We start from the raw sequence: 13,933 nt of genomic DNA, 5'->3' as shown, positions 1-13,933 counted from the left end.
AAGGATCATTTAGGCAACATACGAGTAAGTTTTGCAAAGAACCCAACAACCCAAGTTCTTGAAATTATCGAAGAAAATAATTATTATCCTTTTGGATTAAAACACAAAGGATATAATGATTATGTGGCGACTAATAATAAGTTCAAGTTTAATGGAATGGAATTCCAAGACGAACTGGGGCTTAACATGTACGATTATAGCGCACGTAATTATGACCCCGCAATTGGGCGTTGGATGAACATTGACCCATTAGCTGAAGAAGGTCGTAGATGGTCACCATATAATTATGCAATGGATAATCCTGTGTACTTTATTGACCCTGATGGAATGCTGTCACAGTCATTTATGGATAAATTAATGAGTTCTGCTAGTGGTACAACTTGGACAAATAATAATAATGGTACATTTTCAAGTAATACAGGCGAAACTACAAGTGATGGCGAAAGTAGTGAAGACCCTCCTAAAAAGGGAGTGAAGCAAATTACTCCACCCGCTGGAACTAAGGTTTCCACAGATGTAAGTAAAGAATCTTTTCTGAAAAGAACTTGGATACGCATGAAAGGAGATAGAGAATGGACAGACCCTGAAACAGGTTTTACTTATTTATTAAATGATGATGGAACGATAATGATGATGAAGCCTCTTGGGGGTGCAGGTGGGCTAGAATTTATTAGTGGCGGTGGAGCTTTTAAAGTAGCTCAGATAGGAGGATTTTATGTTAGAGCAAAAACTTTTTTGTCAGGAGGGGTTTTTACGAAAACAGTGCAAAGTTTAGCTAGTTTAGAAGAGGGAACTAGTTTGGTTAAATTAGTTAAAGCTTTCGAAGCTGAAGCAAAATCTGCTGGTGCAACAAAAATCGTAATAAAAGGTATTGATATTGTTGAAAAAAGATTGATTCTAAATGCTGAATTTATGAAAAGGCTAGGTTATACAGTCGAAAAGACTACAGATACTACAATAAAAATCTCAAAAACATTCTAACTATGTTTAGTATTTCTGCAATAAAGGGAAAATTTGAAAGAAGCCAAATTAATTTTCATAAAACTTATTTATGGGAAAAAACTTCTTCATCGCAAAAACAAAAATTTTCAACTCATTTACGAGTTGATGAAATAGGTATTATTTATTATAATGAATCTGAAGCTTACAGTTGGCTTCTTACAAATGAAAGAATTATTATTCTTAATGAGAATTGGTATAATTTATCTGATTTAATAAAAGTTGATTTTATTAACATCAAAATAAATCCTTCTGAAAAGATTTCCAATAGAGAATTAACATTATTCACGAATTCTAATCAATTCAAATTATTTCTGGAAGAAAACAGCTGGCATGTTTTTTATAATATTTTTAAATTTATTATTGATAAAAATGCCTAAATAGATTAAATACAATTACATAAAGCCATTCCATAACGGAATGGCTTTTTTTATAAAATCAAAAGTTTATTCGTTTGTAAAAGGTGGTAATTCAAAATTAAACAGCTCGCTAAGTGGAACTTCTAAAGTTCTAGCGATTTTGAATATTGTACTGACAGTAGGGTTTATTCTTATGGTTTCGATTCTAGCAATCTGTGATAAGGTTATTTCTGAACGGTATGCAAGTTCTTCTTGTGATAAACCCTTTTCAGAGCGTATTTCTTTTAGTCGCTTGGCGAGCAACTGTAATCCCGCTCTGCGAAGAATAGTTCATCGTCAACGCTGCGCAAATGTCTCCGACTTTGCGCCCGCAATCTAAATAAAATAAAAGAAATAAAAAAAACTCGCATCAATGCGAGTTTTTTTATGCTCTTACAAAAATCAAAATCTAATTGAAAGTCTCCCGAATTTTCACAAACAACTTTCAAAAGAATAATTGTAAGTCAAGACAGTTATTTTTGTAAGAAAAAAAACAATGATGAAAGAAGGATATGTAATTCGAGATCAAACTTTGCCACATTTTATAACGCCAACAGTCGTAGATTGGATTGATATTTTTACACGACAAACTTATAGAGATATCGTAATTGAGTGTTTCGATTATTGTATAAAAAACAAAGGAATGATTTTGTATGGTTATGTCATTATGAGTAATCACATTCATTTAATTGTACAGTCAGAAGATGAGAAATTATAAGACTTGATAAGGGATTTTAAAAAGTTTATAGCCAAATCTATTCTTGATAAAATAAAGAACAGTCCGGAAAGTAGGAGAGAATGGATGCTCGAACGCTTTAAATTAGCGACTCAAAGCCATCAGAGAAACAAAGAATATCAGTTTTGGTAATACGGAAATCACGCTGAAGAAATTTATACCAATAAATTTATGCGGTCAAAATTAGATTACATACATTAAATCCTGTTAGAGCCGGACTTGTTGCAAAAGCATCGGATTACATTTATTCCAGCGCCAGCAATTACGTTAATGATAACGGATTGATAACGATCGAAAAAGCAGATAATCCTGTTGTAGATGTTTTAGATTCTAAATCGTTTACTAAATATAATCTGTATTAAATTTAGTTTAAAGTCGGAGACTTTATGGGGTTTTCGTTTTTGATGAGACTTTTTTTAAAGTGGCGCAAAGTCGGAGACATTTGCCAAGATGTTGCTATAAAAGTAAAATCGCTGACTACTGATCTTATTTGATTTTTTTTGAAATAGTTATTTCTGTAATGTTTCTAAAAAATGTCTTAACTTTTTGTTATAAAAAGTGTCTACTCCAATTGATTTTTTTATTAAGAATAGCCTATAGCTTTACTTTTTTGAGGATAATTAACGACCAACTCTAATCTGGAATAATATGACAATTTCTGAGTGATTTCTTAATTTATTCTTATGTATTTGTAAAACAGGTATTTATACGTTGTGTGAGATTATTCTAATAGTGTAATTTTATTCTTGTTAATTGAATTATTCGATTTTATAATTTTTCAATGCTATAATTTTTAACAAACAAAATAGATTATTCCCAAATCAGTATTTCTGGCAATATTGATACCTCATACATTTTATTTAATAATTTAATCAATAAGCAATGGACTTAAAAGAAAAACTCAATCAAATTGGTCAAAAACCAGACATGATTTTAATTATTACCGATGAGCAACGCGCAACACAACATTTCCCTGTAGGATGGGAGGAAAAAAATCTTCCTACCCTTACTTTTCTAAAACAGAATGGATTTAGTTTTGACAGAGCTTTTTGTAATACCTGTATGTGTTCTCCTAGTCGTGCAACGTTATTTACAGGAACTTATCCTGCCAAACATGGAGTTAGCCAAACCTTAACTGAAGGAGGTCTGTTATCACCGCAAGAACCAACACTTAGCAATGCACTGCCAAATATCATGAATGTACTTTGGGCAGATGGATATGATGTGCAATATAGAGGTAAATGGCACATGAGTAAAGGAGTCGCTCCTAACGGCACTAAAACAAATTACGAAGATTTAACCGCTGCAGATATTTCATTATACGGTGCAATGGGCTGGGTTGCTCCAGATGCAGGAGAAGATGTTAATCCGCTTAATTTTGGTGGCGGGTATGCAAATCATGATGCAAAATATACAGCCGAAGCCATACAATATTTGAAAGAAGTAAAAGCTCAAAGGGCTGCAGGAAATCATAAACCTTACTGTCTTATTCTTTCACTTGTTAATCCGCATGATGTTTTAGCGTATCCGAAATCCGCAGGTACTTCAGGGTACTATCCGGAAAGCTGGACAGGCAGAGAAATTGGACTTCCGGCTACTGTAAATGAAAATTTGCTTGAAAATAAAAAACCCATGGCTCAGGAACAAATTTTACTCAATATGGCATTAAGTCTGGGTGAAATAGCTACTACAGAGGATAAACTAAACTATATTAATTTTTATGGTTATTTATTAAGCCATGTTGATAAGGAAATTGGATACCTAATTAAAGAATTATATAAGGAAGATGAGAATGGAAATAAATTAGCAGATTCTGCAATTGTTACTTTAACTTCAGATCATGGAGAAATGGGACTGGCCCACGGTGGCCTGCGTCAGAAAACTTTTGTAGCTTATGAAGAAGCGTTAAGAGTACCACTTGTAATTTCAAATCCAATATTATTTAAAGATCACAGCATAAAACAATCAATGGCATTGGCAACATTGATAGATATTATGCCCACTTTTATAGATATCGCAAATGTATCAAATCCACCTACAGGACTTGCAGGTACAAGTTTACTTCCTATAATGGAGAATAATACTCCTGTTCAGCATAGTATCTTATTTACTTACGATGATATTAAAGCTGGTTCTAATAGTAACTGGAACATCGTAAAAGCTGCTAATCGTATTCGTTGCATCAGAACAGAAAAATGGAAATTCGATTATTATTTTGATGCAGCAACAGCTTATTTCAAGCAATATGAATTATATGATTTAATTAATGATCCATTAGAAATTACAAATCTAGCTTACGATCCGGCATATAGTGAAATTAGAAGAGATTTAGAAGAGCAATTGCATCAGCTTGAGATAGAAAAACTCTGGGTTAATACGCCAAAAGATGTTTATAGTACCACAAAGTTCAATTAATAAAAACACATACATATTATGTCACAAAATACAAATCAAGAAAAGAACACAGTAAGTTATACAGATTTTAATAATCCTGCGGGACAAACAACTATACAGGGAATAAGAGGAGTTGCAGGCTCTGAAAATGTATACATTGCAGGAAGTTTATTAAGTGAGAACAATCTTGTTCAGGGATTAATTTACGAAGGAACGCTTAAAGCAAATGGAAAAGGGAAATGGCATGTTGTTAATTTCCCGAGTACACCAGCATCAACAGTTGTTAACACTTCTTGTTATGGCCCCAATAACGGACCTAACGGCACAGTACAAATTGTTGGATCTTATAAAATTTCAGCTTCTGCCGGTAAAGCTCCAAGCGGAAATCTCGGATTCTATTACGAAGGTTCTGTTGATGGTTCAGGAACATGGGTTCAGGTATCACCAAATGGAGGAAACACCAATAATGTATTTGTTCACAGTGTAATGGGCGATCTTGCTGTTGGTAACTATGATGTTGAAAATGATAAAAACGGATATGCATTTTTATACAATATTCTCAATAAGGAATGTACCGAGTTTAAAGTACCAAATTCATTAACTACTACTTTATATGGTATTTGGCATAATGGTGGAGACAGTTATACAATGGCCGGAGGGTATACTAGTCCCGAATTAGGAAAAATAAGCCAGGCCTTTTTGGTAGATTACAATTCTAAAACAAAAGAAACCAGTAATTTAAAATCATTTAGTTACAAGAACGAAACTGCTTTATCTATAATTACTCATTTTGAAGGTATTACAGTTTCTAAAGATAATGGCTATAATATGCCGTCGGATTGGATTACTCTAAATGGAGAAAAAAACGGAGCATCATTTGTTTCTGTAAACAGAAATTCTGACAGATCATTTGGAGAAGCAAATTGGACTGATATTGATTTTCCGGATTCAAGTGTTACAAGTGCTAATACAGTATATAGAAATAATATATTAGGAATTTATGTAGTCGAAAATAATTCTGATAGCAAAACAGTATCTTCTTTCGTTGCAAAAGTAAGCATTGAAAAAAAGGTGGTAATGTAATTTGACTTTTTTTCCCATAAAACTGCCCTCAAATTGAGACGAACTTTTGTGTAGCAGTTCATCCGGACTTTGCGCATTTTATGTTGTTGTATATCTTATTCCGTATATAGCCAGTCTTGTGACTTATAATTTCCGCTTTGTGTCATTTTTTTCTAATTGATTTTGTATCTCCAGTAATTTAGATTCATGGCAATGCTTATGTATTCTTCTAAATACATATCCAAAACCTTACTATAAAGAAAAATATTATGAACACAGAAAAGACTATGATGTAAAGTGTAGCATATAATTAAATAGAAATTTAACTAAATAATATATTATGAATTACAATCAGAAAAGAGATCATTTTATTTCACCAATATTAGAATGGGCAAAAGCCAATAATAATCCAAAGGAGAGCACTTCAAAGAATATGTTTATGGCTACTGATAATGTCGTAAGCAGTTATGATAAATTAGAAAAAGCAAAACCTTTTGAAGTACCATCTGAATTTAATGGTAAAGATTACATTACTATGCTGCTTCAGATTGATGCCGAAATAGAGCAGGGATTAATGTTACAATACCTTTATTCCGCATATAGCATCGGCGGAAGCCAAATTCCGGAAAAGTATCAGGAAAAAGTTCATACGTGGCAAAACATAATTTTGGGTATCGCCAAAGAAGAAATGGGACATTTTATCTCGGTTCAAAATGTATTAAAAGTGATCGGAGCACCTTTAAATTTTGGCAGAGAAAGTTACCCCTGGGATAGCCCATTTTATCCTTTCCCTTTTACTTTAGAAAGATTTTCTCTTTCCTCGCTTGCGAAGTATGTATATGCCGAAGCTCCTTCTGATTGGCTGGAAGGCAATGATCCTTTAGCCATCGAAATTAAGAAATCTGTAAATATAAGCGTAGATGATCCGCATACAGTTGGAGCTTTGTTTATCGTATTGCTTCAATTAATTAAAGATCCTAAAGTTATATCTGATGAAACTTTTCAAGCTGCAACTTATAATTATCAGGCCAAGTTTGACGAATGGGGCCGTGGATATACCGGAGGTAACAGAGGAGGTGATGGCAAAAATATTTATACCAAAAGCCCTGATGTATTAGTTGCACCATTATTATCTCGTGACGATGCCTATAATGCCTTGAGCGAAATAGCAGAACAAGGTGAAGGTTTAGATATACAGGATGATACGCCATCACATTTTGAACGTTTTTTGCATATCTACAAAGAGTACAAAGAAATATTAAAAGAAAATAATGGAAATTTTGAGCCTTCCCGTAATGTAGCAACCAATCCTTTTGTAGGTCCAAAAACGGATATACCCGAAGAATCTGAGTATAATAATATTGCAGCAATAGAAGCCGAAAGCGATAAAATTACAGATCCTCAAGCCATACTTTGGGCGAATTTATGTGATATCCGTTATCGATTATTGCTTAATTTTCTAAATCATAGTTTTTTATTAGATGATGGTTATAATCATTCGGGAAATACTTCTCCTCGTGGTATGATTATCAATTCTTCCTTTGGAGAAATGTATAATTTACGAAGTTTAGCGACTATTCTGGTTCAAACTCCTATAGCTAAAAATAGCAGCAAAATGGCCGGGCCTCCGTTTACACTTCCTTATACATTTGATTTACCATTTGGAGAACACAATAGATGGAGGTTGCACAGAGATCTTCTCGAAGCATCAAATAATATCATATTAGAGTTAAAAGACTTTAAGAATCAGCCGCATATTCAATATTTGAATGGATTACAAGAAGCTGATAAAAAGCTGCTGCAGGCTATTGTGCACTTGACACAAGAAAATCTGGTATAGTTTCAAATTAATTCTGCTTAATCCCAACTTTAAAAATACTACAATATGAAAATTATAGAATTACGAATCCTTCCTCCCATTGCCATTGGCAGATTAGGAGAATCAAATGAACCAATGGAAGCGTATGATCTTGAATTGTCAAAAGAAAAACCACTTGACTATAGAGAAATTGTACCCAAAACAACTTTATCCGTAGATCCTGTTACAGGAGAAATTAAAGCTCATAATCCTGTTAATATAAAATTTAAAGAAGTTTCGAGCCTGGCCAACAGAAAAGGAAAAATACATCCTGTTTCTCCGTTTCTTGAAGTTTTTGCCGTAACAGACCAAAACAAAGACGAATTAGTACCTCTTACTGAAGCATTACTTGTTCAGGCCGGATTAAGTCTGAAAGACATTAGTTGGGATGTAGATGTGGCTAACATAAAAATATTCCGAAGAACCACAGATGTCAATGATAAGATGACAGCAAAAATTACGAATATTACCTCGCATGAATCAAAACCATTGCTTGCCGATTGTAATAACTTTTTGCCAGGTAAAAAATTACCATTAGGTTCAATTCAGTATATAAAACCAACAAAAGATTTTCCGGAATTAAGATTGCGATATACGCCTGCGGGTGGTAAAGTGTATGGTTCAGATTTATATAGAAAAACTGGTACAGGTGAAAAAGATATAGAAAAGGACCCCACTTTCATAGATAAAGAAGACCGAATCATATACGATAAAACCAAAGGGAAGTGGCGTGATTATAAAGAAGGCAGTACTCCTAATATATTATACACGGTTCCGGCACAAATTTTCGCCGGTTATTCTTATACCGATGAAAAACAAGAAAGCTGGCAGGTAAGCTGGGGATATGTCGATGATGAATGTGATGGTTTTGTAACGGTTAAACTAAAGGTTTCTAACGACAAAACATTAACAGCCAAAGCACATATTAGTGCAGGACCTCCATCTTTTGCACCGGATACTTTACCAATTCGTGTAGTGTCTGATGAGTTAGAACAAATTATATTAAGTACAGATATTGAAGGAGAAGTAAGCATAGAAGAAGCCGAAGAAATTATCCGCAGGGCTTTTGAAACCATTCGTTTGATGAATACAACGATTATGAATGGGAATAGTTACGAAGGAAAGCAAAATGTTGCCAGTACAATGGTACGTCAGAATACAAATGATTTTGGCCGTTTTTTCGAACCTATTATGGCCACTTCTCTTGTTGATAATCTTGCTTTGCAAATCTTGCATGAAAGAGTGTTTAACGGACTAAGTTCCGGTGCATCGCCCTGGTTTAGCGATGTATTGCGATTGCCTACAGAAATAGGCGATTTGTCAAGTAAAACACTTCGAAAAATGCCTGCATTAATGCGTGGCGCCGATGGAAGGTCGCTTACTTTTACCTATCGACAAATTAATATGATCATTAAGGCCGCTACAACTTCAATGTTCAAGGATAATAATCCGGATACATTGCCTGTATCATACGGTTCACCATTGAAAGCGGCAAATTTAACAGCGCAATTGCATTATAGAGGAACAGGAAACCCTATTGCGGTTTTACCAAGAACAGCCATTTCAAATTGTTTTCCGGGACTTGAATTTGATTTTAGAAATCTTTGGAGAAGAGCTTTTAACGGAATCGTTCTTATAGAAAACAATAATTATGTACTTGAAACTGATCCAGAATTTGAATACTTAAAAGGACACCGATTAGTCGCCATAGAAAGAAAACCTACAATGGTACAAACTTTTGGTCCTGTTTTTCCTGATGGCGATAATGTCCCCTTAAAAACAGATGCAAATCCAAATGGAGTTTCCTTTATGGAATGGTCGAACTCTATGGTTCATGTTTTGCAAAAACAAGGACAGGAAGTAAAATGTCATTTTACAAAAGAAAAATCAGTAGAGGAAGTAGTCGTTGATTTAAAGGAATTAGATAATAAAGGAAAGTATATTGAAGTAACATTAGTAGTTAATAAAATTTTTGATGGCAATAGTGCCGCATTTTCAGATACGATTTTACAACCAGGCGAACTGACTCAGGGTTTGTGCGCTCCGTGGCAAAATGATTATCGTGAATGTTCCTGCTATTATTGGGCTGCCAGCAGACCCGATTTTGTCAATATTGTTCCAGATGAAAACGGTTTAAGTACCGGCGACTTATGGATGTCAAAAAAACGAACAGGTTCTTATATTCCGGACGATTGGAAAAATTCAAGATTAATTTCCTATCAGGATCTTTTTGAGAATTGGCAGGGAGAACTCAATTTTATTATAGAAGGAAAAGATGCATTCGAAAGCAAACCGATAAAACCTAAATCACCAAAAAAGAAATGATAGCGGCTATAAAAACGTTTGCAGAAGAGAAAAAAGACGCGATGATTGCAGCAAAGTTCGCACAAATGATTGTTCCGCAATCTAAACCGCGTTCTGCAAAAGCACATTTGGTAAGAGGAGGGCAATTAACTCAGATTTTTATCCCAAATGGGAGTCGGCTTTATACTATTTCTCAGGAAGTAGAACAAAAAATCGCTTTTTTAATGGATAAAAAGGACGAAAAAGGCCTCCAAAAAGAGTTAATTCGTTTAGGCCTTGACGCTCCGGAATATATTACAGATGAGCCCTTGCAAAGTCCACCATTACATGCTTTGTCATTAGCAATTGCACAAAAGTGTAATATGGGATGTACGTATTGTTACGCCGATCAGGGTGATTTTGGAGGCCCAACAAAAAACATGTCTTTAGAAACTGCTTTTAAAGCTATCGATTTGTTACTAAAAGATTGTCCGGAAGGAGGCAGAGCCCAACTTACTTTTTTAGGAGGAGAACCCCTAATGAACAGACAAGCAATTAGAGAAGCTACTATTTATGCCGAAACAATTGCAAAACAGAAACAAATACAGGTAAATTATTCCATTACTACAAACGGAACTCTGGTTACAGAAAGTGATGCTGTTTTTTTTGAAGAATATGGCTTTTCGGTAACCATTAGTCTGGATGGAATTGGTAAAGAACATGATCTTAATCGCCCTATGAAGGGAGGAAAGGGAAGTTACGATAGAATCATAAAAAATATTCAGCCTTTGTTATCCCTTCAAAGAAAAATGCAGGTGTCTGCAAGAGTAACCGTAACTCCAGAAAACACCGATCTTCCGGCAGTTTTGGATGAATTTATTCGTATGGGTTTTCATGGTGTGGGCTTTTCGCCTTTACTAAGATCCAGCAACGGACAAAATGAAATGAACAAAGAGCAGTTAGCCATTATGCTGGAAAATATGATTGCATGTGGACTTAATTTTGAGAAAAATGTACTGGCAGGAAAACGTTATCCTTTTTTGAATATGGTAAATGCCCTCAAAGAAATTTCCAAAGGAACCCACAGGCCTTATCCATGTGGTGCCGGTGCAGGTTATATGGGAGTATCTGCAGATGAAGAGTTATTTGCCTGTCACCGTTTTGTAAACGAAGATATCGGAAAAATGGGGGATTTAACAAATGGAGTAGAAGCTGATCTGCAAAACAACTGGCTTGCTTCCAGACATGTAAACACACAAGATCCATGCTCACAATGCTGGGCTCGTTATCTTTGCGGAGGTGGATGCCATCATGAAGTAATTGAAAAAGGAAGGCCAGCCTGTGATTATATAAGATCATGGCTCTTTTATACCATACAAGCGAATGAAAGATTATCAAGATTAAAACCCAACTGGAATAATTAATTGCCAATGAAAACGCTGCCCGAAATTTTTGATGTATTTATCCTTGGTGCAGGCCCTGCAGGATTATGTGCAGCGATACGTTTATTGGATATGGGCTATTCCGTTGGAATGCTCGAACAGGAACAATTTCCCAGATCGCAAATAGGAGAATCACTTTCTCCCGGAATCTATAATATTTTCGAATATTTAAATGCAGGTCATTTACTTGAAGATTCCATGTACTTAAAAAATATTTCAGCCAGGGTTATTTGGGAAGATGCAGCATATATCTACGATCGTCAGGGTCAGGATAAAGGCGGGATAATTGTAGACAGAAGTAAACTCGATCAGGAATTACTAAAATTCACAGTTTCTAAAGGATTATATTTAATACAGCCCGGAAAATTAAAGCATTCCGTAAGTTCTGAAAACGGATGGGTATTAGACATCATAAATGAAACGTTTGAAATTAAAATTAAGTCAAAAATAGTATTAGATGCACGTGGGCGCAAAGGGACACTTTTAAAAGAAAGAGTCCCAATAGCGCCGTCGGCTATTGCAGTCTGGACTCATATAGAAAGTAATTCTGTTTTTAATGAAGCATTTATTGAAGCTGTTAATGATGGCTGGTTATGGGGATCTCCAGTCAGCGGAAACCGCTATCGCATTATGGCTTTTACAGATACAATTTCATTAAAAAAAAATAGTGAATCACATCTTTTAGATTTAGTCAATAAAACAAAATTGTTTTTTCCACTTGTAGAAAAAATAAAGTCTGGTTTGGTAGAAACTTGTTCAGTTACTTCGTTTGTTAATCAAACCCCGTGGAATAATCAGTTTATAAAAATTGGAGAAGCCGCTTTTACATTAGATCCTTTATCTTCTACTGGTGTAGAAAAAGCAATGCGTTTTTCTTTGCAAGTTGTCATTGCAATTAATACCTATTTGAAAGATCAGGATTCACAGTATCCAAAAGATTTCTACGAAGAAAAATTAATAGAGTCAGTTGTAAATCATGCAGACTGGACTGCTGATTATTACCGTAATGCCTGGGCTTATTGCGAAAAAAAAGAATTCTGGATGAAAAGAGCCAGTTTTCAATTTGATATTTCAAAAAACAAAACCGATTTTACACTTAGATTAGAAAAGGAATTTAATAAAGAAAAATCAAAATTTGAAAATAAGCAAACAGAGCCAATTTATGTTGATTTTATTTTGCATAAACTTTGGAATGAGGAAATGATTATGTCTCCTAATGTTGCTTTCAAAGCGACTTATGCTATTAATAATGATTTAATAGAATTAAAACAGGCATTAATTCATCCTAATTTAGAACGACCTTTAGTTTATCTGGATCAGGTAGAGTTATTCCCGTTTTTTAAAAATATGAATGGTAAAGCAGTTTCAGATGCTCTAGAGCATTTGAGTAAATTTATGACAATAGAAAAATCAAAAAAAATACTTGCATTTCTGTTATCAAATCAAGTTTTCATTGTTGATAAAAAACATGTAAAAGTTTGATTAGATAGTAAATAAGTAAATTTAATATCATTTTTTTTGAAGAAGTTAATTCTAAAATATCTTAGTTAATTACTTTCCAATACAGAAAAGGTGATAAAATTTTAAAGAGCAATTAATATTAATCTCTCTTTTTTGAATTGTATATTAAGTTATTTTTAGCCACAAGTACTTCTTTTTCAGTATTGTATTAATAATTAAACTACATTTGCGCTCAACAAATAATTAATAAGATGCAAGAAGGTACAGTAAAGTTCTTTAATGAAGAAAAAGGGTTTGGATTTATAACACCGAAAAATGGCGGGAGTGAAATCTTTGTTCACGTTTCAGGTTTGACAGAAAATATTCGTGAGAACGATGAAGTACGTTATGATGTTGCAGAAGGAAAGAAAGGTCCTAATGCAGTAAACGTTGTTGTAGCTTAACATTCGAGAGACAATATAAAAAAAACATCTGCCTTTGGCAGGTGTTTTTTTATGCCTTAATAAATAAATAAGATCAAAATTTCTCGATAGCGTTTTCTTAGAAGAACAGGAATCGAACCTTTTAGAACGAATTAAAAATGAAAAAGATATAGATGTGAGAGGATTCGAAGTTTGAGCTCGGAATCTGCGTTATTTGAAATTTTCACTTCTGATTTAAGGCAAATGATCGATTCGCGAACAATATCGTTTTGGCCAATATGAATTTGTATCTTACTATATACTTCAAAAGCATTTTATACTACGTACTTTCAAAATAAAAAAAGAGACTCGAAAGTCTCTTTGTGGAATTATATGTCATATACAATGACTATTTGTCTTTGAATAATTTTTCAAACCTTGCCATCATTTCATCTTTCTCTTTCAGCATTCGTTCATATAACGCAATTTTTTCTTCGTGTAGTTTTAAAACCTCTTTTACAGGATTAAAAGTAGGATGAATATTAATTGCAGAGGCTCCATCTTTAAAATCTGAAAATGTATTTGATATAATATTTACCGCTTGTTCTTCATCAAAATTTTGAAAAGCTTCCACAGGAATTTTTAATGCATGTGAGATTTGATCAAGTATATCATCTTCAATTACATCTTTTTGCTCCAGCATAGAAATTTTCTTTTGATTCCAGTCATTTCCCAGATCAAAAGCCAATGCTTCTTGTTTGATGCCAAGCATTTCTCTGAAGCGTTTTACGTTTCTTCCCTGATGTATTTTCTGTTCCATAATGAATATCAATTTTCTGAAGGCTCAAAGATAAAGCCATTTGGGTTAAAAATCCTGAATTTCAAAGATAAAAAAATAT

The 13,933-nt window shown here is 34.0% G+C and carries 12 protein-coding genes; 10 read left to right on the top strand and 2 right to left on the bottom strand.

Annotation, left to right across the window (positions count from 1 at the left end):
* Together GKZ86_RS24435 and GKZ86_RS24430 are read left to right on the top strand one after the other, a co-directional pair.
* Window positions 1-981, top strand: a 981-nt coding sequence (locus GKZ86_RS24435; RefSeq protein WP_195936696.1) for an RHS repeat domain-containing protein, incomplete at its 5' end; no start/stop codon positions are given.
* 2 nt (window positions 982-983) lie between these two features.
* On the top strand, window positions 984-1,379 hold the full coding sequence (locus GKZ86_RS24430; RefSeq protein WP_154785640.1) for a hypothetical protein: 396 nt from the start codon (window positions 984-986) through the stop codon (window positions 1,377-1,379).
* A 66-nt stretch (window positions 1,380-1,445) separates the two neighbouring features.
* Here the strand turns inward: GKZ86_RS24430 and GKZ86_RS24425 are convergent, their stop codons facing one another.
* A complete protein-coding gene (locus tag GKZ86_RS24425; protein ID WP_154785639.1) occupies window positions 1,446-1,661 on the bottom strand; it encodes a helix-turn-helix transcriptional regulator in 216 nt (71 codons plus the stop codon).
* A 232-nt stretch (window positions 1,662-1,893) separates the two neighbouring features.
* Here GKZ86_RS24425 and GKZ86_RS25650 point away from each other — a divergent pair, with 232 nt between their 5' ends.
* The 8 genes from GKZ86_RS25650 to GKZ86_RS24385 all read left to right on the top strand — a co-directional run bounded on the left by GKZ86_RS25650 (window position 1,894) and on the right by GKZ86_RS24385 (window position 13,076).
* Window positions 1,894-2,115 (top strand): transposase, encoded by a 222-nt coding sequence (locus GKZ86_RS25650; RefSeq protein ID WP_317173654.1) that lies wholly within the window; start codon window positions 1,894-1,896, stop codon window positions 2,113-2,115.
* Window positions 2,116-3,015: 900 nt separating this feature from the next.
* Window positions 3,016-4,548 (top strand): sulfatase-like hydrolase/transferase, encoded by a 1,533-nt coding sequence (locus GKZ86_RS24415; RefSeq protein WP_154785638.1) that lies wholly within the window; start codon window positions 3,016-3,018, stop codon window positions 4,546-4,548.
* A gap of 18 nt (window positions 4,549-4,566) precedes the next feature.
* Window positions 4,567-5,610 (top strand): hypothetical protein, encoded by a 1,044-nt coding sequence (locus GKZ86_RS24410; RefSeq protein WP_154785637.1) that lies wholly within the window; start codon window positions 4,567-4,569, stop codon window positions 5,608-5,610.
* Window positions 5,611-5,929: 319 nt separating this feature from the next.
* The gene (locus GKZ86_RS24405; protein ID WP_154785636.1) at window positions 5,930-7,429 is read left to right on the top strand and encodes a ferritin-like protein; all 1,500 of its coding nucleotides are present in this window, start codon (window positions 5,930-5,932) and stop codon (window positions 7,427-7,429) included.
* Window positions 7,430-7,474: 45 nt separating this feature from the next.
* The gene (locus GKZ86_RS24400; protein WP_154785635.1) at window positions 7,475-9,772 is read left to right on the top strand and encodes a hypothetical protein; all 2,298 of its coding nucleotides are present in this window, start codon (window positions 7,475-7,477) and stop codon (window positions 9,770-9,772) included.
* A complete protein-coding gene (locus tag GKZ86_RS24395; RefSeq protein ID WP_154785634.1) occupies window positions 9,769-11,154 on the top strand; it encodes a radical SAM/SPASM domain-containing protein in 1,386 nt (461 codons plus the stop codon). The genes GKZ86_RS24400 and GKZ86_RS24395 overlap by 4 nt, the downstream gene beginning before the upstream one ends.
* A gap of 6 nt (window positions 11,155-11,160) precedes the next feature.
* Window positions 11,161-12,654 carry an NAD(P)/FAD-dependent oxidoreductase gene (locus GKZ86_RS24390; protein ID WP_154785633.1) on the top strand — a complete coding sequence of 498 codons (1,494 nt, stop codon included), beginning with the start codon at window positions 11,161-11,163 and terminating at the stop codon, window positions 12,652-12,654.
* Window positions 12,655-12,884: 230 nt separating this feature from the next.
* On the top strand, window positions 12,885-13,076 hold the full coding sequence (locus GKZ86_RS24385; protein WP_055093485.1) for a cold-shock protein: 192 nt from the start codon (window positions 12,885-12,887) through the stop codon (window positions 13,074-13,076).
* Between the two features lie 367 nt (window positions 13,077-13,443).
* On the opposite strand, the gene GKZ86_RS24380 is transcribed toward GKZ86_RS24385, so the two are convergent.
* Window positions 13,444-13,854: a helix-turn-helix transcriptional regulator gene (locus GKZ86_RS24380; protein ID WP_154785632.1), complete on the bottom strand. Its 411-nt coding sequence runs from the start codon at window positions 13,852-13,854 to the stop codon at window positions 13,444-13,446.
* Window positions 13,855-13,933: the final 79 nt, after the last annotated feature.

This window comes from Flavobacterium sp. LC2016-13, from assembly GCF_009707955.1.
Classification (GTDB): domain Bacteria; phylum Bacteroidota; class Bacteroidia; order Flavobacteriales; family Flavobacteriaceae; genus Flavobacterium.
Note: the sequence above shows the minus strand (reverse complement) of the source record. Positions and strands in the feature narration are given on the sequence as shown.